This is a genomic window from Prauserella rugosa (assembly GCF_000719975.1).
Classification (GTDB): Bacteria; Actinomycetota; Actinomycetes; order Mycobacteriales; family Pseudonocardiaceae; genus Prauserella; species Prauserella rugosa.
The window spans coordinates 75,310-94,833 of sequence record NZ_JOIJ01000010.1 but is presented as its reverse complement, the minus strand read 5'-3'; the positions used below and the strand labels follow the sequence as shown (position 1 = coordinate 94,833).

At 71.0% G+C, this 19,524-nt stretch carries 19 protein-coding genes; 14 read left to right on the top strand and 5 right to left on the bottom strand.

Annotated elements, in window-relative coordinates; all coding sequences use genetic code 11:
• Nucleotides 1-114: 114 nt before the first annotated feature.
• The 3 genes from IF64_RS0115465 (at nt 115) to IF64_RS0115455 (ending at nt 2,865) form a co-directional block, all read left to right on the top strand.
• On the top strand, nt 115-711 hold the full coding sequence (locus tag IF64_RS0115465; protein WP_030532824.1) for a response regulator transcription factor: 597 nt from the start codon (nt 115-117) through the stop codon (nt 709-711).
• Nucleotides 712-1,167: 456 nt separating this feature from the next.
• Nucleotides 1,168-1,740: a sigma-70 family RNA polymerase sigma factor gene (locus tag IF64_RS0115460; RefSeq protein WP_030532823.1), complete on the top strand. Its 573-nt coding sequence runs from the start codon at nt 1,168-1,170 to the stop codon at nt 1,738-1,740.
• A complete protein-coding gene (locus tag IF64_RS0115455; RefSeq protein WP_048808766.1) occupies nt 1,741-2,865 on the top strand; it encodes an anti-sigma-D factor RsdA in 1,125 nt (374 codons plus the stop codon).
• Nucleotides 2,866-3,111: 246 nt separating this feature from the next.
• Here the strand turns inward: IF64_RS0115455 and IF64_RS0115450 are convergent, their stop codons facing one another.
• A complete protein-coding gene (locus tag IF64_RS0115450; protein WP_051757891.1) occupies nt 3,112-3,498 on the bottom strand; it encodes a DUF5319 domain-containing protein in 387 nt (128 codons plus the stop codon).
• Between the two features lie 104 nt (nt 3,499-3,602).
• Between IF64_RS0115450 and guaB the strand changes: the two genes are divergently transcribed.
• From guaB to IF64_RS28145, 5 genes are all read left to right on the top strand, one after another.
• The gene (gene guaB / locus IF64_RS0115445) at nt 3,603-5,156 is read left to right on the top strand and encodes an IMP dehydrogenase (protein ID WP_048808768.1); all 1,554 of its coding nucleotides are present in this window, start codon (nt 3,603-3,605) and stop codon (nt 5,154-5,156) included.
• An 80-nt stretch (nt 5,157-5,236) separates the two neighbouring features.
• The gene (locus IF64_RS0115440) at nt 5,237-6,418 is read left to right on the top strand and encodes a GuaB3 family IMP dehydrogenase-related protein (protein ID WP_030532819.1); all 1,182 of its coding nucleotides are present in this window, start codon (nt 5,237-5,239) and stop codon (nt 6,416-6,418) included.
• 84 nt (nt 6,419-6,502) lie between these two features.
• Nucleotides 6,503-8,269 (top strand): GMC family oxidoreductase, encoded by a 1,767-nt coding sequence (locus IF64_RS0115435; RefSeq protein ID WP_051757890.1) that lies wholly within the window; start codon nt 6,503-6,505, stop codon nt 8,267-8,269.
• Nucleotides 8,270-8,532: 263 nt separating this feature from the next.
• Nucleotides 8,533-8,778: a hypothetical protein gene (locus tag IF64_RS28150; RefSeq protein ID WP_342779953.1), complete on the top strand. Its 246-nt coding sequence runs from the start codon at nt 8,533-8,535 to the stop codon at nt 8,776-8,778.
• The gene (locus IF64_RS28145) at nt 8,739-9,044 is read left to right on the top strand and encodes a hypothetical protein (RefSeq protein WP_342779954.1); all 306 of its coding nucleotides are present in this window, start codon (nt 8,739-8,741) and stop codon (nt 9,042-9,044) included. The genes IF64_RS28150 and IF64_RS28145 overlap by 40 nt, the downstream gene beginning before the upstream one ends.
• 169 nt (nt 9,045-9,213) lie before the next feature.
• On the opposite strand, the gene IF64_RS0115420 is transcribed toward IF64_RS28145, so the two are convergent.
• Nucleotides 9,214-10,548 carry an aldehyde dehydrogenase family protein gene (locus IF64_RS0115420; protein WP_051757889.1) on the bottom strand — a complete coding sequence of 445 codons (1,335 nt, stop codon included), beginning with the start codon at nt 10,546-10,548 and terminating at the stop codon, nt 9,214-9,216.
• A 114-nt stretch (nt 10,549-10,662) separates the two neighbouring features.
• Between IF64_RS0115420 and guaA the strand changes: the two genes are divergently transcribed.
• Together guaA and IF64_RS0115410 are read left to right on the top strand one after the other, a co-directional pair.
• Nucleotides 10,663-12,288, top strand: a complete 1,626-nt coding sequence (gene guaA, locus IF64_RS0115415) for a glutamine-hydrolyzing GMP synthase (RefSeq protein WP_246134833.1) — start codon at nt 10,663-10,665, stop codon at nt 12,286-12,288.
• A 32-nt stretch (nt 12,289-12,320) separates the two neighbouring features.
• Nucleotides 12,321-13,100, top strand: a complete 780-nt coding sequence (locus tag IF64_RS0115410; RefSeq protein ID WP_030532814.1) for an E3 ubiquitin ligase family protein — start codon at nt 12,321-12,323, stop codon at nt 13,098-13,100.
• Between the two features lie 40 nt (nt 13,101-13,140).
• Here the strand turns inward: IF64_RS0115410 and IF64_RS0115405 are convergent, their stop codons facing one another.
• Nucleotides 13,141-13,365: a hypothetical protein gene (locus IF64_RS0115405; RefSeq protein WP_030532813.1), complete on the bottom strand. Its 225-nt coding sequence runs from the start codon at nt 13,363-13,365 to the stop codon at nt 13,141-13,143.
• A complete protein-coding gene (locus IF64_RS0115400; RefSeq protein WP_051757905.1) occupies nt 13,358-14,608 on the bottom strand; it encodes a PspC domain-containing protein in 1,251 nt (416 codons plus the stop codon). The genes IF64_RS0115405 and IF64_RS0115400 overlap by 8 nt, the downstream gene beginning before the upstream one ends.
• A gap of 160 nt (nt 14,609-14,768) precedes the next feature.
• Between IF64_RS0115400 and IF64_RS0115395 the strand changes: the two genes are divergently transcribed.
• The 4 genes from IF64_RS0115395 (at nt 14,769) to IF64_RS0115380 (ending at nt 18,503) form a co-directional block, all read left to right on the top strand.
• Nucleotides 14,769-16,208, top strand: a complete 1,440-nt coding sequence (locus IF64_RS0115395; RefSeq protein WP_036876765.1) for an ATP-binding protein — start codon at nt 14,769-14,771, stop codon at nt 16,206-16,208.
• Nucleotides 16,205-16,930 (top strand): response regulator, encoded by a 726-nt coding sequence (locus tag IF64_RS0115390; RefSeq protein ID WP_246134834.1) that lies wholly within the window; start codon nt 16,205-16,207, stop codon nt 16,928-16,930. Before IF64_RS0115395 ends, IF64_RS0115390 begins: the two co-directional genes overlap by 4 nt.
• Nucleotides 16,931-17,036: 106 nt before the next feature.
• Entirely contained in the window at nt 17,037-17,984 is a 948-nt protein-coding gene (locus tag IF64_RS0115385) for a DMT family transporter (protein WP_051757888.1), read from the top strand.
• 63 nt (nt 17,985-18,047) lie between these two features.
• Nucleotides 18,048-18,503: a MarR family winged helix-turn-helix transcriptional regulator gene (locus tag IF64_RS0115380; RefSeq protein ID WP_030532808.1), complete on the top strand. Its 456-nt coding sequence runs from the start codon at nt 18,048-18,050 to the stop codon at nt 18,501-18,503.
• A 46-nt stretch (nt 18,504-18,549) separates the two neighbouring features.
• Here IF64_RS0115380 and IF64_RS0115375 read toward each other — a convergent pair whose 3' ends face one another.
• Nucleotides 18,550-19,521 carry a serine/threonine-protein kinase gene (locus IF64_RS0115375; RefSeq protein ID WP_030532807.1) on the bottom strand — a complete coding sequence of 324 codons (972 nt, stop codon included), beginning with the start codon at nt 19,519-19,521 and terminating at the stop codon, nt 18,550-18,552.
• Between the last annotated feature and the right edge of the window lie 3 nt (nt 19,522-19,524).

Genomic DNA, 19,524 nt, shown 5'->3' with positions numbered 1-19,524 from the left:
CTCCGGCAGACGGGTCAGAGAAATTTCAAAAAAGCCACCAGATCGTGTCAAGGTCCGGCCTAAAGCGTCCGATAGTGGGGGTAGTACGTCACCCGGCTGCAGGAAGGAACCCCCGTGACAACGGTCTTGATCTGCGACGATCGACGCAGTGTCCGCGAAGGGCTCACCCGTGTGATGTCCGCTGTGCCCGGCGTCAGTCGCATCGACTGTGTAGCGCACGGTGACGAGTTGCTGGCTCGCTACTCGCGGCAGCCGGTCGACGTCGTGCTCGTCGGTACGCAGCGCGCGGTGCCCACCGGTGTCGAGGCGACCCGTCGTCTCGTCTCCGCGAACCCCCAGGCGAACGTGATCGTCTTCGGTGCGCCCGACGACGCGGGCAGCATCGCCGCGGCGATCGCCGGCGGTGCTCGCGGCTACCTGCGCTGGGACGCCTCGCGCCCCGAGCTGGTCGCCGCGCTCGCCCACACCCTGGCCAGCACCTCCGTGCCCGCGCAGCGGCAGCCCGCCGACCCCGGCGTGCAGCTCACCGAGCGCGAACTGCAGGTGCTGCGCGGCATGGCGCAGGGCAAGAGCAACGGGCAGATCGGCCGCGAGCTGTACCTGTCCGAGGACACGGTGAAGACCCACGCGCGCCGGCTGTTCCGCAAGCTCGGTGTGCGCGACCGCGCGCAGGCCGTGGCCCACGGTTTCCGCCGCGGTCTTGTCGCCTGAGCCGCTTGTGGCCTGACTCGCTCGTAGCTTGAGCCGCTCGGGGCCCGCTGGGTCCCCGCGGCCCACGCCGACGAGTAGGACAGCTCACAGCAACACCCGCAGTCCGGGACGTTCGCGAATCCGTCGGCCGCCGGCGCGGCAGGCCGACACGTGCACCGACAACCGCGCGGACAACTGCACTCACAACTGCACTCACAACTGCACTCAAAGCGGGGCGCGGCATGCCTGCATGCCGCGCCCCGTTGTACTGTGAACTGCGCCCACGCCGCGGTGCCGATCGGAAGGTCACCGCGAACGGCGTGGGGCGCGTCACGCGCGCACTGCGAGCGCTCGGAACTCACGCGGAACACAGGGAGCGGCCAGGTACTGTGGTCGCATCACCGGCGTGAGGGACGCTCAGGCCCGCACGCCGCTTTTCATGCACACCGAGACGTAACACCGGGATCGTTGTCTGCGATGGCCACTGTGGGGGATGGACTGGACGAGTCGGTCGCCGCCGCTGTTGAGGGAGATCAGCAAGCGGTCGAGCGGCTGCTCGCTTCGATCCGTCCCCTTGTGGTGCGGTACTGCCGCGCCCGAGTTGGCAGGCAGGAGCGTTCGTACGCTTCGGCAGACGACGTGGCTCAGGAGGTGTGTCTCGCGGTGCTGACCGCATTGCCCTCCTACCGCGACCAGGGACGACCGTTCCTGGCGTTCGTCTACGGCATCGCCGCCCACAAGGTGGCCGACGCACACCGCGCGGCCGCCAGGAACAGGGCGGAGCCGGTCGCCGAGGTGCCGGACGAGATGGAGCGCGACGTCGGGCCCGAACAGTTCGCCATCCAGGGCGAGCTGAACGAGCGCATGACGAAGCTGCTGCAGGTCCTGCCGGAGAAACAACGCGAGATCGTGGTGTTGCGTGTGGTCGTCGGACTCTCCGCGGAGGAGACCGCAGAGGCCGTGGGGTCGACCCCCGGCGCGGTCCGGGTCGCTCAGCACCGTGCTCTCGCGCGGCTGCGCAAGGTGCTGGCCGCAGAGGAGGTGGTCTGAGTGACGGAACACACCGGTCCCCACGGTCCGGCCGACGAGCCGGAACGGGACGTCGACGCGGTCGAGGGCCAGGACAGCACCGACAACACGGGCGGCGCGGAGGTCACCGACCTGACCGCGGCGATCGAGGCCGCGCGCAACGGCTCGCACTCGTCGGATCACACCGCGCACGGCTCCGAGGGCACGGACGCGACGTCGCAGGACGCCGACGGTGCAGCCGGAGTCGACGGTGCCGAGCAGGACGCGGACGCGGTCGACCTGACGGTGGTGCAGGCCGACGACGCGCTGCTCGACGCGCTCGGCGGGCCCGACCCGCGGACCGCCGACGAGCTGGGTGACGACGAGCTCAACGCGGTGCTGCTGGCGTGGCGCCGCGACATCGACACCGAGCGGATTCCCGAGCTGGTCGACCTCGACACGGCGGTCACCGAGATCAAGACCGCCTCGCTGGCCAGGAAGCACGCGGGCCGTGGGCACAAGCGCCGGTTCATGGTGCCCGTCGCCGCGGCCGCCGCGGTGCTGGCGATCGGCTTCACCGGAACCTCCCTCGCCGCGAGGGACGCCCAGCCCGGCGACACGCTCTGGGGCCTGAGCAAGGTGCTCTACGCCGACCACGCGCGGTCCGTCGAGGCCGCGGCGTCGGTGCGTTCGTCCATGGACGAGGCGCGGCTCGCGATGGCCTCCGACCGGTACGAGGAGGCCCGGTCGGCGCTGTCGAAGGCCGAGCACGACCTGAAGAACGTGAGCTCGGAGGAGGCCGCGCAGCTGAAGGCCAGGCACATGCAGCTCATGGCACAGCTCGAGGACCGTCCCGAGAACAACCCGCCCCCCGCGACGTCGTCGGAGAGCGACAGCTCCACGTCGAAGCCCACGTCGCCGGACTCGTCCTCGCCGGACTCGTCGTCGCCGACCGACTCGCGGCCGCAGCCCGGGCCCGACCCGTCCGACCCGACGACCACGGACCCGTCGGACCCGACGACGACCGAGCCGGACGACACTCCGACGGACACCCCGACGTGGCCCGAGGAGCCGGACCCGTCGACGCATCCCACCGGCGAGAGCGGCAGCTCCTCCGGCAGCAGCGGTTCGGGTGAGTCGCCCGCCCTGTCGGGCAGCAGCAACTGACCGCCGGTCCACGACGAACACGCGAAAAGCCCCACGGAGGCCTGGTTTACAGGTCGCCGTGGGGCTTTCGTCATTGGCGCACTGAGCTGGTTGGCGCGCTGGGTTCGTTGACGCACTGAGCTCGTCCGCGCGGTGAGAGCCGGTACGCACTGAGAGCCGGTGCGCAGCGCATCGCCTGTTCGCTACACGCGAACAGGCGCGGGCAGACAACTCGGGCGCTGCCGGACCGGACTGCCCGTCAGCAGGTCAGTAGGCGTTTTCCGTGGCTGTGATGCCGTCGGCGAAGCCGCGGCAGTAGTCCCACGTCACGTAGTCGGCCGGGTCCGGATCGAACGCGGGCTCGTGCGGGCGCATCCGACCATCGGCCAGCAGCTGCTCGAGACTTGCCCGCAGCAGGTGCCAGTCGTGGTAGTGGGGAAGGTCGCACTCGCCGCAGTCCACGACGATCCCGCGCACCCCGCGAGGTTCGAGGAGCGCCTGGTAGACGGCCAGATCCGCGAGGTCGGCGAGCAGCTCGGAACGCTCCTCGTCGGAGATCGGCTCACCTGCGGGTTCCTCGCGGTCGGCGATCTCCTTGGCCGGGTCGTCGGGGTCGTCGGCGAATGGGTCTGGGGGCAACACGTCGTGCGGCACGGGCTGCACGGTACCGGGAAGGGACCCGGGTGCGTCCAGATACCATCGGTTACGAGGCATTCAGCCGTGTCGCACTCCCCGCGTGAGGAAGGTCCGCCGCCACTATGTCGAGCGAAGTCACCGACTCCGACACCACCGCCGTCCGCCCGGACGGCGCCGACGATCACGCCGTGCAGGCGGACAAGTTCGCGCTGCTCGGACTGACCTTCGACGACGTGCTGCTGCTGCCTGCGGAGTCCGACATCGTGCCGAGTGCGGTCGACACCGGTACCAACGTGACGCGCAACGTGCGACTGCGCATCCCGCTGCTGTCGGCCGCGATGGACACGGTCACCGAGGCACGCATGGCCATCGCCATGGCCAGGCAGGGCGGCATGGGCGTGCTGCAGCGCAACCTGCCGATCGACGAGCAGGCGCAGGCGGTGGAGATCGTCAAGCGTTCCGAGGCCGGCATGGTCACCGACCCCGTGACCTGCTCGCCCGACGACACGATCGCCGAGGTCGACGCCCTGTGCGCCCGGTTCCGCATCTCCGGCGTGCCGGTGACCGACGCCTCCGGGCAGCTGGTGGGCATCATCACCAACCGCGACATGCGCTTCGAGCTCGACCACTCCAAGCAGGTCCGCGAGGTCATGACGCCCGCGCCGCTGGTGACCGCCCAGGTCGGCGTCACCGCGGAGGCCGCGCTCGGGCTCCTGCGCAAGCACAAGATCGAGAAGCTGCCGATCGTCGACGGCGCGGGCAAGCTGCGCGGTCTGATCACCGTCAAGGACTTCGTCAAGACCGAGCAGTACCCGGACGCGAGCAAGGACGCCGACGGACGGCTCATCGTCGGCGCCGCCGTGGGCGTCGGTTCCGACGGCCACCAGCGGGCGATGGCGCTGGCCGACGCGGGCGTCGACGTGCTCGTGGTGGACACCGCGCACGGCCACTCGAGGGGCGTGGTCGACACGGTGGCGCTGTTGAAGAAGGAGCTCGGCGACGCGGTGGACGTCGTCGGCGGCAACGTCGCCACCCGTGCGGGCGCGCAGGCGCTCGTCGACGCGGGCGCGGACGGCGTGAAGGTCGGTGTCGGCCCGGGCTCGATCTGCACCACGCGGGTCGTCGCGGGCGTCGGCATGCCGCAGATCTCCGCCATCCACGAGGCGAACAAGGCCTGCAGGCCCGCGGGTGTTCCGGTGATCGGCGACGGTGGCATCCAGTACTCGGGTGACATCTCCAAGGCCATCGCGGCGGGCGCCTCGAGCGTGATGCTCGGCAGCCTGCTCGCGGGCACCGCCGAGGCGCCGGGCGAGGTCGTGCTCGTCGGCGGCAAGCAGTTCAAGACCTACCGCGGCATGGGCTCGCTCGGCGCGATGAGCTCGCGCGGCGGGTCCCGGTCGTACTCGAAGGACCGCTACGCCCAGGACGACGTGCTGTCCGAGGACAAGCTGGTTCCGGAGGGCATCGAGGGCAGGATCCCGTTCCGCGGGCCGCTCGCGAACGTCGTCCACCAGCTGGTCGGTGGGCTGCGGTCCGGAATGGGGTACGCCGGTGCCCAGACGATTCCGGAGTTGCAGCGCGCACAGCTGGTGCGGATCACCGCGGCCGGGCTGAAGGAGAGCCACCCGCACGACGTCACCATGACGGTCGAGTCGCCGAACTACACGAGCCGGTGACACGCCGCCGCGGTCGCGGCGGGACGTGAAGCCACGGGGAACGAGGCGCTCGAGCAGCGGGCGCTGGAGAGGACTGACACGTGCGGGATCTGGTCGAGATCGGCATGGGACGGACCGCGCGGCGGTCGTACGACTTCGACGACATCGACATCGTGCCGTCGCGCAGGACGCGGTCGTCGAAGGTGGTGTCCACGGCCTGGCAGATCGACGCCTACCGGTTCGACCTGCCGCTGGTGACGCACCCTTCGGACGCCGTCGTCTCGCCGCACACCGCCGTCGAGATCGGCAAGCTCGGCGGCCTCGGCGCGCTGAACGCCGAGGGCCTGTGGGCCAGGCACGCCGACGCCGAGAGCGCGCTCGCCAAGGTCGCCGAGGCGGCAAAGGAGGGTGCCGCGCCGTCCGAGGTGGTGCGCAGGCTCCAGGAGCTGCACTCGGCGCCGGTGCGTCCCGACCTGCTCACCGAGGCGGTGCGGACGGTCCGTGACTCGGGGACCACCGTGGCCGCGCGCGTGAGCCCGCAGCACGCCGCCGAGCTGACCCCGCACCTGCTGTCCGCGGGCGTGGAGATCCTCATCGTGCAGGGCACGATCGTGTCCGCGGAGCACGTGGGCACCGGTGACGCGGACGGCGGCGACGGCGCGGACAGCGACACCGAGCCGCTGAACCTCAAGGACTTCATCGCCGACCTCGACGTCCCGGTCATCGCCGGTGGCGTGAGCGACTACCGCACCGCCATGCATCTCATGCGCACCGGTGCGGCGGGCGTGATCGTCGGGCACGGCTACAGCCCCGGCGTGACGACCACCGACCAGGTGCTGGGCATCGGGGTTCCGATGGCGACCGCGTTGATCGACGCCGCGGCCGCGCGCCGGGACTACCTCGACGAGACGGGCGGCCGCTACGTCCACGTGCTGGCCGACGGTGGGGTGCGGCACTCCGGTGACATCGCGAAGGCCGTGGCGTGCGGTGCCGACGCCGTGATGCTCGGTGCTCCGCTGGCGGCCGCTGCCGAGGCGCCGGGTCGCGGGCTGTACTGGACGTCGGCTGCTGCGCACCCGTCGCTGCCGCGTTCGCGCGTGGCGCGGGTGGCCGGGGACGGCGGTCCGGTCGACTCGGTGGACCTGCGCACGCTCCTGCACGGTCCCGCCCAGGACCCGAGCGGCACGGTCAACCTGTTCGGTGCGCTGCGGCGCGCGCTGGCGAAGACGGGCTACTCCGACCTCAAGGAGTTCCAGCGCGTCGGCCTCACGGTGCGCCACTGATCGTCGCGTTCCGGCACGCTGCGTGATTGACCCGTCGGTAACTTACCTCTGGTCAGAAACCGTCCCGCTGGTTACAGTTTTGGTGTGACTTCGCGTAACACCATCAGTGGGGATGGCACGAACTTCGACTACGACGTCCTCGTCGTCGGCTCCGGCTTCGGTGGCAGCGTTGCGGCGTTGCGGCTGACGGAGAAGGGCTACCGCGTCGGCGTCGTCGAGGCGGGCAGGCGGTTCACCGACGAGGAGTTCGCCCAGACGTCGTGGGATCTGCGCAAGTACCTGTGGGCGCCGCAGCTGGGGTGCTACGGCATCCAGCGGGTGCACCTGCTGCGGGACTGCATGATCCTCGCCGGCTCGGGCGTCGGCGGCGGATCGCTGGTGTACGCGAACACCCTGTACCGGCCGTTGTCGCCGTTCTACCGCGATCCGCAGTGGGCGCACATCACCGACTGGGAGAGCGAGCTCGCGCCGTACTACGACCAGGCCAGCCGCATGCTCGGGGTGAACCTCAACCCGACGGTCACGCCGTCGGACGAGGTGATGCGCAAGGTCGCCGCCGACATGGGCGTCGCCGACAGCTATCACGCCACGCCGGTGGGCGTGTACTTCGGCGAGCCGGGCAAGCAGGTCGCCGACCCGTTCTTCGGGGGAGCGGGGCCGGACCGCACGGGCTGCACCGAATGCGGCTCCTGTATGACCGGATGCCGCGTCGGAGCGAAGAACACGCTGGTCAAGAACTACCTCTACCTGGCCGAACAGGGCGGGGCACACGTCGTGCCGATGACGACGGTGACGGCCGTGCGGCCGCGAGGAAATGGGGGCACCCGCGCCGACGACGGTGTAGCCGGCGGAGGAGGGGGTTTCGAGGTCGACCTGCGCAAGACGGGCACGACGTCGAAGCGCTTCACCACGACCGTCACGGCGGGTCACGTCGTCATGGCGGCCGGCACGTGGGGCACGCAGAAGCTGTTGCACGCGATGCGCGACAACGGCACGTTGCCGCGGCTGTCCACGCGGCTCGGCGAGCTGACGCGCACCAACTCCGAGGCGATCCTCGGCGCCGCGCGCACGTCGGTCGACCCCGAGAACGACTACAGCAGGGGCGTGGCGATCACCTCGTCGATCCACCCCGACGAGAACACGCACATCGAGCCCGTGCGCTACGGCAAGGGCAGCAACGCGATGAGCCTGCTGCAGACGATCGCCACCGACGGCAGCCTCGCGGAGCCGCGGTGGAAGCAGCTGGCCAAGTACATGATCAAGCACCCGGTGAAGTGCTTGAAGATGCTCAACGGCTACAGGTGGAGCGAGCGGACCGTGATCCTGCTCGTCATGCAGAGCCTCGACAACTCCATCACGACGTTCACCAAGCGCGGCCCGTTCGGACGGCGCAGGTTCACCTCGAAGCAGGGCCACGGCGAGCCGAACCCCACGTTCATCCCGGCCGGTCACGAGGCCACGGAGCGCACCGCGGAACACATCGACGGCGTCGCGGGCGGTACGTGGGGCGAGATCTTCGACATCCCGCTGACCGCACACTTCATCGGCGGCGCACCGATCGGCACGAACCCGGACGAGGGCGTCATCGACCCGTACCATCGCGTGTTCGGCTATCCGAACCTGCACATCGTGGACGGCACCGCGATCACGGCGAACCTCGGCGTGAACCCGTCGCTGACGATCACGGCGCAGGCGGAGCGGGCGTTCTCGTTCTGGCCGAACGCGGGGGAGCCGGACCCGCGCCCGTCGCAGGACGAGCCGTACCGCCGCATCGACCCGGTCGCCCCGCGCCGCCCCGCGGTCCCCGCCGAGGCCCCGGGCGCCCTCCGTCTCCCCATCACCCCGGTATAACGCCGGCCCGTGTTGCGCTTCGGGGGCCGCGTGTTGCGTTCCCGGGGTCGCGTGTTGCGGCTCCAGGGGCCCGTGTTGCGGCCCTGGGAGCGCGTGTTGCGCTTTCGGGAGCCTGTGTTGCGGGTTCCGGACGTCGGAGAGGACGAGGAGACACAACGGGGCCGTATGAAGCGGTTGACCTTCGAGTCGGTTGAAGCCTGACGATGCCGGGGAGCCGGTGGCCGCATCTCCCACCGGTCCGAGCCGACCGAGGAGACTCGCCCATGACCGCCACTCCGACCGACACACCCGATCCGACGATGAACGCCATCGTGTCTGCCGTATCCGCCGGGCAGGACGGTCACGTCGATCTTGCCCGCCGAGAACTGCTGCGGCTCTGGGCGCGGATCGGCGTGACGGGGGATCCGTTCCACCGCTGCACGCTGGCGCATACCTGGCCGACCTTTGTGACGACCCCGCCGAGTCGCTCATGTGGGATGTGCGTGCGCTCGATGCCGCCGACGCACTGACCGATCAGCGTGCCAGTCAACACCACGCGAGCCTGCGCGTCGCCGGCTTCTATCCGAGCCTGTACCTCAACCTGGCCGACAACTTGCGGCGGCTGGGCGCTTTCCGCGCGGCGGCCGGGTACGTCGAAGAGGCCGAGCGGCACACGTCGGCGCTGCCCGACGGTGCGTACGGCGACACCATTCGCGCGGCCCTCGAGGACGTGCGCCGTGCGGTGGGGGAACGTGCCACGGCACGGCTTGCTTCGGCGTCCGGCCCAGCGCAGTGACGACTCGCGCAACACGGCACCCCGGGCCCGCAACACGGCACCCCTAGATCCGCAACACGGCACCCCGGCCCCACAACACGCGGCCCCAGATCCGCAACACGGCACCCTAGATCCGCAACACGCGCCCCTGGATCCGCAACACGCGGCCCCCAAAGCGCAACACGGGTGGTCAGGTCAGGGTTGTCAGTTGGGGGGTGGTGATGGTGTGGATGGTGATGTGGATCGTGGTCGGGTCGTAGTCGGGGACGTCGCCCACGACGACGCGGGCCGACTCGAGCTGCGCCCGCGCGCGCATCGCCAGCGCGGTGTCTCCCGTGAACAGTCCCACCGCCGACGCGGCCGCACCCGGCGCGGCGACGGCGGCGAGTGCCTCCTCGGGTTCGTCCGCGACCGTCACCGCGAGAATCGGGCCTGCCACCGGTTCCTCCTCGGTGCCGGTGACGAGCGTCGGCTCCTCGGCGGTTCCGCCGGCCAGCACGGTGGCGCCCGCGGCGACGACGTCGTCGAGCCACGCGGCCGCAGGCTCGGTCACCTCGGCCGGCAGCGTGCCCACCGAGACGGCCGTGTCGTAGGCGTTTCCCGTGGGCTGGGCGGAGACAGCGGCCGTCAGCGCGGGCAGGAACTCGTCGGCGATCGCCGAGCACACGACCGCCCTGCGCACGGCCTCCTGCCGCATCCCGCCCTGGCGGGTGGCGGCGACGGCGATGCGCTGGGCGACGTCGTCGCGGTCGGCGGCGTTCGGCAGGTCGGTCACGACCACCGCGGCGCCCTTCGCCGGTGCTGGCGGGTCCACGCGGACCAGGTCGCGGGCGTCCGGTTCGGGGCCGGGCAGCACGGAGAAGGCACCTTCGGGCAGTCCCACCTCGCCCAGCGCCTCGCCGAGGGCCAACGCCGACAAGGGCGTGTCCGTCCCCGCCGCCACGACCACCGGCGCGCCGGCCGCGAACGCCGCCGCCACCGCGTGCGCGGCACTGCGCAGCGGAGCCTGCGGTGACACGACGGCCAGTACCGGCCCGCGCGGCACGGCATGGATCAGCGTGGCGGCCCCCGCTCCGCCACCGGTGGTCACGCGGCCTTCGGAGGTGAGCGGATGCCGGGCGGCGTACCGCAGCACGGCCACAGCGTCGTCGACCTCCCGGTTCGCCCAGCGCAGCGGGATGCCGCTCTCGGCGGTGATCAGTTCCGCGAGTTCCTCACGGCGGCCCTCGAGTTCACCCGCGGCGATCTGCAGTGCACCGGTGCGCAGGTCGACGTCGTCGAGCCTGCCGAGTCCGACCGCGGCCTCGAGAGCGCCTGCCGCCTGCTCGGCCGACGGAAGCACGACGGTCGCGACCTCCGTGTCGTCCGCGGGATGCGTGATGACCGCGGTGTCCTCGTTGGTCTCGGCACGTCCGGCGATCCAGGCCTCGTGGGGGCGCGGCGCGTACGCCTCCTCGCCGGTGTCGTCGGAGCCGCCGGTGTCGTCGGGGTCGAATGCGGGATCGGCCGGGCCTGCTGTGCTCATGGGCGCACCCTATTGGCCTCGCGTGTGGGCCCGCTCACCTGCCGGGGCGCCGGCGGTGGAGCTCGCGTGAGTCCGGCCCACCTGGCGGCAGCGCCCTGCGATTCACCTGCGACGATGGAGGTACCGAACGTCGTCGATCCCGCAAGCCAGGAGGTCCTGCTCGTGCCCGAGAACGCGCCCGGGAATCCGGGGGACAGCACCGAGGGCCCCGTCCTCGTCGTGGACTACGGCGCGCAGTACGCCCAGCTCATCGCGCGGCGGGTGCGTGAGGCGCAGGTGTACTCCGAGGTGGTGCCGCACACCGCGTCGGTCTCCGAGATGCTCGACCGCAACCCGTCGGCGATCATCCTGTCCGGCGGTCCGTCGAGCGTGTACGCCGACCAGGCGCCGAGTGTCGATCCGGCGTTGTTCGAGGCGGGTGTGCCGGTGTTCGGTATCTGCTACGGGTTCCAGGTGATGGCGCAGGCGCTGGGCGGGACCGTCGAGCACACGGGCACGCGCGAGTTCGGCCGCACCGAGCTCGACGTCTCCGGTGGCCACCTGCACGAGGAGCTGCCCGCGCGGCACCCGGTGTGGATGAGCCACGGGGACTGCGTGACGAAGGCTCCCGAGGGGTTCGACGTCACCGCGCGCAGCGAGGGCGCTCCGGTGGCCGGGTTCGAGAACGTCGCGGCCGGGTTCGCCGGGGTGCAGTACCACCCCGAGGTCGCACACTCCCCGCACGGCCAGGAGGTGCTGCGCCGTTTCCTCCAGGACGTCGCCGGGATCCGTCCGCAGTGGACTACGTCGTCCATTGTGGACGACCAGGTCGCGAGGATCCGCGCGGAGATCGGGGACGGGCACGCGATCTGCGGCCTGTCCGGCGGTGTGGACTCGGCGGTCGCGGCCGCGCTCGTGCAGCGGGCGATCGGCGACCGGCTCACCTGCGTGTTCGTCGACCACGGGTTGTTGCGTGCCGGCGAGCGCACCCAGGTCGAACGTGACTTCGTCGCCGCGACGGGCGTCAACCTCGTGACCGTCGACGCGCGCGAGCAGTTCCTCGACGCGCTCGCGGGAGTCAGCGACCCCGAGGAGAAGCGCAAGATCATCGGACGCGAGTTCATCCGCGTCTTCGAAAGCGCCGCGCGTGACCTGAAGGACAAGGGCGACGCCGAATTCCTCGTGCAGGGCACGCTGTATCCGGACGTCGTCGAGTCCGGCGGCGGCGCGGGAACGTCGAACATCAAGAGCCACCACAACGTCGGCGGACTTCCGGACGACCTGCAGTTCTCGCTCGTGGAGCCGCTGCGGTTGCTGTTCAAGGACGAGGTGCGCCGTGTGGGGCTCGAACTGGGCCTGCCGGAGACGATCGTCCACCGGCAGCCGTTCCCCGGCCCCGGCCTCGGCATCCGCATCATCGGCGAGGTGACCGCCGACCGGCTCGAGACGCTGCGCGCGGCCGACGCCATCGCGCGCGAGGAGCTGTCGGCGGCCGGTCTGGACCGGGAGATCTGGCAGTGTCCCGTCGTGCTGCTGGCCGACGTGCGCAGCGTCGGGGTGCAGGGTGACGGCCGTACCTACGGGCATCCGGTCGTGCTGCGGCCGGTTTCGAGCGAAGACGCCATGACAGCCGACTGGACTCGGCTACCCTACGACGTGCTCGAGCGCATCTCGACGCGCATCACCAACGAGGTCGCCGAGGTCAACAGGGTCGTGCTCGACGTGACGAGCAAGCCGCCGGGCACGATCGAGTGGGAGTAAGGGCGCCGAGACGGACCGGGGGTCAGTGACACGTGTGGATCGCAGGGCTCGTTCTGATCGCGGCGGGTGTCGCCGCGTTCTTCTTCATGCAGCACACCAAGCGGGAGCTGCACGCCATGATCGGCACGGAGACGTTCACGATCCCGGAACTCGAGGACCAGCGGAAGATCTCGGACGATCTCGGCGCCAAGGGCTCGTTCCGCAAGTCCGCCGAGGTCGTGGGTGCGGCGCATCCGCCGCCCAGCGGTGCCCGGACGTCCGAACTGTCCAAAACGGAATGTGTCTGGTACCGCTACACGGTCGAGCGCGAGTACGAGCACACCGAGTACCGCGACGGTAAGCGGCACACGCGGCGCCGCACCGAGAAGCTGACCGACCACCAGTCGAACAACGGGTTCGCGATCATCGACGAGGCCGGTCGCACCATCGGCGTCGATCCCGGCGGCGAGCGTCCCGACCGGCCGGAACAGGTCGTCGACCGGTTCGAACCGCACGAGGGCGGCCGCAGCAGCGTCGAGCTGTTCGGCGTGCGCCTGCCCAGCTTCGGCGGTGGGAACCGGACGATCGGCTACAAGTACAAGGAATGGGTCGTTCGTCCAGGGCAGCGGCTGTACGTGCACGGCGAGGTGCACGACAGGAAGGGCCCGCTGATCATCGGGAAACCGTCCGAGGGTGGTTTCTTCATCATCTCCACGCGCACGGAAGGCGAACTGCGCAAGGCGCACGAGACCAAGCACAAGTTCCTCGCCGCCGGTTCGATCGCCGGCGTGCTGATCGGCCTCGGTCTCGTCGTCGGCCAACTGGTCACGTAGGCAGGCACGCAGGCCTTCCCGGTTCGGCCGGCGCAGGGATCTACTGGCGGCGCAGGGAGGCGGCCAGCATCCCGACGCCGATCACGACCGCGACCCCGGCGAGGATCCACCGCGGATCGAGATGTCCGATCCACGCGGGACCGTCGAGGAAGACGTAGGCCGACGCGCACAGCGCCGCGATACCCGCCACCAGCGACAGCGGGTCGAATCCGCGTCGCCGCGTGTCCTGCCCGGCGTCGCCGGGGGTTTCCGTTGCCTCACGCATGGCGCCGCACCTCCACGTTGCCGATTCCGGCGTCGAGTACGAGATGGAACCGTTGCCCGTCTTCGCCGTCCGCGCCGTTGTCCCTGCCGACGAGGTTGCCGTTGCCCACCCCGCCCTGGGAGCGGTTCAGGCACTCGGCGTTGCCGGTGCGGGCCGTGCAGTCGAACGTGACGTCGGCGGTCAGGGGAACGAACACCGTGATGTCGCCGGTGCCCACGCTGGCCTCGACGGAGATCGGTTCGTCCCGTTCGGGAAGCTGGGTGAGGTCGAGTTCGATCGTGCCCGCCGTGCGCTCGTAACTGGGCTGCAGTTCGCGGAAGTTGGTCGGCGTCTCCTTGATCGCGCCGACGCCACCCGGGTAGCCGCCCGCGGGCCACGGGCTCAACATCAGCGTGGCGACGGCGACCGGCGCGGCGAACCAGATGAGTCCCCGCGCCCCACCGCGGAACGCCCCGAACAGCAGGCCACCGGCGAGCACGGCGAGGGTCGTCGCGGCGACGTGGCCAGGCTGCCAGCTCTCTCCGTCGACGAACGCCGTTCCCACGCCCGCGGTGACGACGGCCAGCGCGAGCGTCACCAGCGTGATCTTGGAGCCTCCGCGGGAACGTCGAGGTCGCGGCGGCTCGGGAGCCTCCGGTGGGCGGTACGGGTCGGCGGGTGGTGCCGTGTGGTCGGCGAGGTCCCAGCCGAGCGGGTCGGCGCCGAGGGCGTCCCAGTCGTCCGAGGTGGTGTCCACCGGCGTGCCCTTCGCCGTAGACATCGCGGCGGTCACCGGGCCCCTGGCAGGCGGGCGGTTGAGGTGTCCGCGGCTGCGGTGCATCAGGTAGAGCGCCGTCACGACGAGCGCGAGCGCGATGATGCCGCCGCCATCGAACCACGTGCCCCCGAACGCCAGGCCGAACGCGGGAAAGCACAGCGCGCACAGCACGACGGCCCCGGCCCGACTCGTGCCGCTGCGCCCGTGCCCCAGCAGCCCCTCGAACGCCGACACCTCGTCGTCCTGGCCGGGCAGGAACAGCCAGCCCAGCAGGTACACGGCAGGACCGACGCCTCCGAAGAAGGTCAGGGCCACCAGCGCCACCCGGATGACGATCGGGTCGATGCCGTAACGCGTCCCGATGCCGGCGGCGACGCCCGCGATCTTGCGTCCGTCGGAGGGGCGCCGCGGCCTGCTCGCCCAGAAGTCCTTGACGGTCGCCTCGAACCCGTCCAGGTGCCTGGCCGCACCACTCGTGCTGTTCATGACATCGAGCATGCGCGTGCACGGCTCGCCTGCACATCGGGGACCACCCTGAAACCGTCCCGGGTCTCGCGCTCCCGCCCGGTGCGGCGACCAGGAGAGTCGTGATCAGGGGTTTCCCTGATGATTCCGCGCCCGCCATCTGTGACGATGGAAGGCGACCATGGATGACGTGCACGATCAGGGCCCCCGCGAGTCCGCAGCGGCCACGACGACGAGACCGACCGGTGCCGACGCGCCGGTCGGCAGGCCGAGCGCGTCCGTGACCGTCCCGGCCCACGCTCCGGTGCCCGACGGTATGCAGCCGCCGCCGAAGATGTATCGCAGGCGCGGTGGACGGGCGCTGGCCGGTGTCGCGGGCGGGCTGGCCGACCATCTCGGCGTCAAGGTCCTGTGGGTGCGGGCGGCGTTTGCCGTGCTGGCCGGGCTCGGCGGGCTCGGCCTGATGCTCTACGGCCTGCTGTGGGCGTTCGTGCCCCAGCAGGCCAGGAACGAACCGCAGCAGGAGCTCACCGGCAGGCAGCGTCAGCAGGCCTACGGACTGCTCGCGCTCGGTACCGGCTTCGCGGTCGTCGGCGGTGTGCTGTCCGGTGTGCTCACCGGGTGGGCGGCGTTGCCGTTCGCGGTGGTGCTCGTCGGCGCCGCCGTGGTGTGGCGCGAGGCCGACGAGACGCAGCGCAGGCGGTGGCGCACCGGGGCCAGGACCGGCGTCGCGGGCGCGGTCGTCGGTGGCGGCGGTGTGTCGGCGGTGGTGCGGGTCCTCTCCGGCGTCGCGCTGGTAATGACCGGCATCGGCGTGATCGTGCTCCGTGGCAGCAACCTCGACCAGCTGCAGGTCGCACTCGTCGCCGTGCTCGCGACGCTCGTCGGAGTCGCCCTGCTCACCGTCCCGTTCTGGTTGCGGCTCGTACGTGACCTGGGCGAGGAACGCCGTGCGCGCATCCGCACCGAGGAACGCGCCGAGATCGCCGCACACCTGCACGACTCGGTGCTGCAAACGCTTGCCCTCATCCAGAAGCGCTCGGAGCACCCGCGGGAGGTGGCGCGGTTGGCGCGCGGGCAGGAGCGCGAACTGCGCACCTGGCTGTACGGGCCGAGCGGGTACGGCACCCCGAAGCGCGACCGCGCCGAGCCGTCGGCCACGGGGGAGCCGGCGGCACCGGACATGCTGGCCACGGCCGTCGCCGCCGCGTGCGGCGAGGTCGAGGACCGGTTCGGCATCTCCGTGCAACAGGTTGTCGTCGGCGACGCCGAACTCGACGACGGGCTCGCCGCGCTGGTCCAGGCCGCGCGCGAGGCGATCGTCAACGCCGCCAAACACGCAGGCGTCGACGAGGTCAGTGTGTACGCCGAGGTCGAGCCCACCTCGGTCACCGTGTTCGTGCGCGACCGCGGCGCGGGCTTCGATCCCGACGCCGTTCCCGCCGACCGGCACGGGCTCTCCGACTCGATCCGGGGCAGGATGGAGCGCGCCGGCGGTACGTGCCGGCTGCGCACCGCACCGGGTGAGGGCACCGAGATCCAACTCGCCATGCCGCGGCAGGACGCGGCGTCCGCCGGTGAGCAGACCGCGGACCGATCAGCACAGGGGGCAGCCACATGAGCGCCGACACCAACAGTGACGACACCAGCAGCGCCGACACCAACAGTGACGGGACCGCCCGTGAGGCCAGGGAACCGGTGACGGTCTTCCTCGTCGACGACCACGCACTGTTCCGCGCGGGCGCGAAGGCGGAGCTGGAGTCGATCAGCGACGAGGTACGCGTCGTCGGCGAGGCGGGGTCGGTCGCCGAGGCGGTCGCGGGCATCACGCGCGTGCGACCGCAGGTCGTGCTGCTCGACGTGCACATGCCCGACGGTGGCGGTGCCGAGGTGCTGCGCAGGCTGCGCACCGATCTGCCCGACGTCGTGTTCCTGGCCCTGTCGGTGTCGGACGCGGCCGAGGACGTCATCGCCGTCATCCGCGCGGGCGCCCGCGGGTACGTGACGAAGACGATCTCGTCGGCCGAACTGGTGCGGGCCATCGTGCGCGTGGCCGACGGCGACGCGGTCTTCTCGCCGCGGCTGGCCGGATTCGTCCTCGACGCCTTCGCCGAACGCCCGGGGTCCGAGCCGATCAGCGACCCCGAGCTCGACCAGCTCACCCCGCGGGAACGCGACGTGCTGCGGCTGCTGGCCCGCGGATACGCCTACAAGGAGATCGCCTCCGAGCTGTTCATCTCGGTCAAGACCGTGGAGACCCATGTCTCCAGCGTCCTGCGCAAAACCCAGCTGTCGAACCGCTACGAACTGTCCCGCTGGGCCACCGACCGCCGCCTCGTGTGATCCCCGTGCGCGGCTGCGCGGTGCTCCAAAGACGTACAGCTGGGCTTAAGTCAGGTTCAGAACTGTTCGCTTGTCCTCATTAGTTGCGGTGGGCGAAGCTTGAGGCATGCCGTCGTCTTTCCGGAACTCCCCGGCGTTGCCGTGGGTGGCCGCGCTGGCCGTGATGTCGTTGTGGGCGTCGTCGTTCGTCGTCATCCGCGGTGTCGGGGTGCATTTCTCGCCCGGTTCGATGGCGTTGCTGCGGCTGGTCGTCGCTACCGTGGCACTGTCGATCGGCGCGTTGCTGCTGCGCCCACGCTGGCCCCGTACGGCGGCGGCGTGGGGCTGGACGCTGCTGTGGGGCGTCGCCTGGTTCGGCGTCTACACCGTGGTGCTCAACCTTGCAGAGCAGCACGTCGACGCGGGTACCGCCGCGATGCTCGTCAACGTCGCCCCGCTGGTCGTGGCGCTGTGCTCCGGTCTGCTGCTCGGTGAAGGGCTGCCCGTGCGGTTGTTCGTCGGCATGGGGGTGTCGATGGCCGGGATCGTGGTCATCACCGTCGCCACCACGACCGGTCACCTGACGGTGCTGGGCGTGGTGCTCTCACTCGTCGCGGCGCTGCTGTACGCAGGCAGTGTCCTGCTGCAGAAATGGCAGCTCACCGGCGGCGACTCCTACGCCGTGACGCTCGTCGGTATCGCGGGCGCCACGGTGGCCTGCCTGCCGTTCGCGGGCGAACTCGCCACCGAACTGTCGGCCGCGCCCGCCGCCTCGGTGTGGGCCGTGGTGTACCTGGGCCTGTTCCCGACCGCGCTGGCGTTCAACTTCTGGGGCTACGCGCTCAAGCACATCCCGGCGGGCGTGCTCAGTTCGTCGTCGCTGGTTGTGCCCGCGCTGGTGGTGCTGTTGTCGTGGCTGACGCTGGGCGAGGTGCCGCCGCTGCTGGCCGTGCTCGGCGGGGTGCTGTGCCTGACCGGTGCGGCGTTCTCGATCGTGCCGCACGTCCGGGCCGCGCTGCGCACGCCGAAACAGCCAGCCGCGGCGGAGGAGACTCCGTCGGAGGCGACCGTCTGACGGTTCTCTCGCGCCGAAAAGGTTGTGGACACATAAGTAGGCACCAGTCCCTACGATGAGCCCATGACGGCTGCCTCCGAGGTGTCAGGCGACGGTGACCTGGCGACGGTGCTACGCGATCTGGCGTGGACGGTGCACCGGCTCGTCCCCGACGTCGCCGGCCTCGAGCCGCTGCCCAACAGTGAGCTCGCCGTGGTCAAGGAGGTGCTCGCCGAACCGGGCATCGCGGTCACCGAACTCGGCAGGCGCGTCGGCATGTTGCAGAGCAACACGAGTGCGGCCGTGCGGGCGCTCGTGCGCAGGGGACTCGTCACGCGCGAACGGTGCGACACCGACCGCCGCGTCACTCGCCTCATGCCGACGTCGAAGTGCCTCGAGGCGCGCGAGCTGATCCGCTCGGTGTGGTCGGGAACGGTGCGCGACGCGATGGCACACCTGGAACCGGAACAGGTCGAGGCGATCGCCAACGCCCGAACCGCGCTACGCGAACTCGACAAGGTCCTGCGCGAAACGACCTGAGCCGCCGTGCGTGCTCGGAGCAGCCTGTGTTCAGAGCAGCCTGTGTTCAGAGCAGCAGGAGGAGCAGGACCACCACGAGCACGACGACCGCGGCCGCCCCGCCGAGGAGCCACGTCCGCGGGACTCCCGCCCACGGCGTCGCCCGAGTGGACGAGCGCGGAGCCGGCTGCGATGCGGGTGCGGCCGGAATGTTCACCATCTGCGGTAGCACCGGCACGGTCGGCATGGCGGGCGCGGTCGGCGGCACGACACCGACCTCCTGGCCCTTCGTGATCGCCTTGAGCGCCTGCACGGAGTCCTGCATCGTCGGGCGCAGCTCGGGGTCGTCGCGCAACATCTTCAGCAGCGCGCCGGTCAACGCGCCGCTGCGCTGCGGGACGACCGGCGTACCCGTGCCGTCCTCACCGAACGGCGGGACCCCCTCGACCGCCGCGAACAGCGTCGCGCCGAGCGAGAACGCGTCCGACGACGGCGCCGGCTCGGCGCCCTTCGCCACCTCGGGGGCGCGGAACGCCGGGTCGGGGGGAGGTTCCGACAGGCCGATGTCGGTGAGCTTCACGCCGCCGTCGTCGCACAGCAGGACGTTGCCCGGCTCGACGGACCGGTGCGTGATGCCGATGGCGTGCGCCGTCGCCAGCGCCGCCCCGAGCCGCCTGCCCAGGTAGGCGGCCTGCGGCGGGGTCAGCTCACCGTGCTCGGCGAGGAAGTCGGCCATGTTGCGGCACGGCACGTACTCCATCACGACCCACACGTCGCCCTCGTGCCGCACCGCGTCGTACACGGTGACGGCGGCCGCGTGCAGCACGCGTGTGGCCTGGCGCGCCTCGTACAGCGCGGTCTGCCTGGCCTTCTCCGCAGCCTCGCCCGTCAGGTCCGGATCGACGTACACCCGTTTCGCCGCGACCGTGCGGTGCAGCATCGTGTCGAACGCCATCCACACGATGCCTGCGCGTCCACGCCCGATGGGCTGGTCGAGCCGGTATCGGGCGCCGACGACGGTGCCTTCCGCGTAGTTCACACG

What these genes read in the sequence shown, in the direction of transcription:
- IF64_RS0115460 (WP_030532823.1), top strand. Translation starts at nt 1,168, where the DNA reads ATGGCCACTGTGGGGGATGGACTGGACGAGTCGGTCGCCGCCGCTGTT.
- guaB (WP_048808768.1), top strand. Translation starts at nt 3,603, where the DNA reads ATGTCGAGCGAAGTCACCGACTCCGACACCACCGCCGTCCGCCCGGAC.
- IF64_RS28150 (WP_342779953.1), top strand. Translation starts at nt 8,533, where the DNA reads ATGACCGCCACTCCGACCGACACACCCGATCCGACGATGAACGCCATC.
- IF64_RS28145 (WP_342779954.1), top strand. Translation starts at nt 8,739, where the DNA reads ATGTGGGATGTGCGTGCGCTCGATGCCGCCGACGCACTGACCGATCAG.
- IF64_RS0115420 (WP_051757889.1), bottom strand. Translation starts at nt 10,548, where the DNA reads ATGAGCACAGCAGGCCCGGCCGATCCCGCATTCGACCCCGACGACACC.
- guaA (WP_246134833.1), top strand. Translation starts at nt 10,663, where the DNA reads ATGGAGGTACCGAACGTCGTCGATCCCGCAAGCCAGGAGGTCCTGCTC.
- IF64_RS0115405 (WP_030532813.1), bottom strand. Translation starts at nt 13,365, where the DNA reads ATGCGTGAGGCAACGGAAACCCCCGGCGACGCCGGGCAGGACACGCGG.
- IF64_RS0115400 (WP_051757905.1), bottom strand. Translation starts at nt 14,608, where the DNA reads ATGAACAGCACGAGTGGTGCGGCCAGGCACCTGGACGGGTTCGAGGCG.
- IF64_RS0115395 (WP_036876765.1), top strand. Translation starts at nt 14,769, where the DNA reads ATGGATGACGTGCACGATCAGGGCCCCCGCGAGTCCGCAGCGGCCACG.
- IF64_RS0115390 (WP_246134834.1), top strand. Translation starts at nt 16,205, where the DNA reads ATGAGCGCCGACACCAACAGTGACGACACCAGCAGCGCCGACACCAAC.
- IF64_RS0115385 (WP_051757888.1), top strand. Translation starts at nt 17,037, where the DNA reads ATGCCGTCGTCTTTCCGGAACTCCCCGGCGTTGCCGTGGGTGGCCGCG.
- IF64_RS0115380 (WP_030532808.1), top strand. Translation starts at nt 18,048, where the DNA reads ATGACGGCTGCCTCCGAGGTGTCAGGCGACGGTGACCTGGCGACGGTG.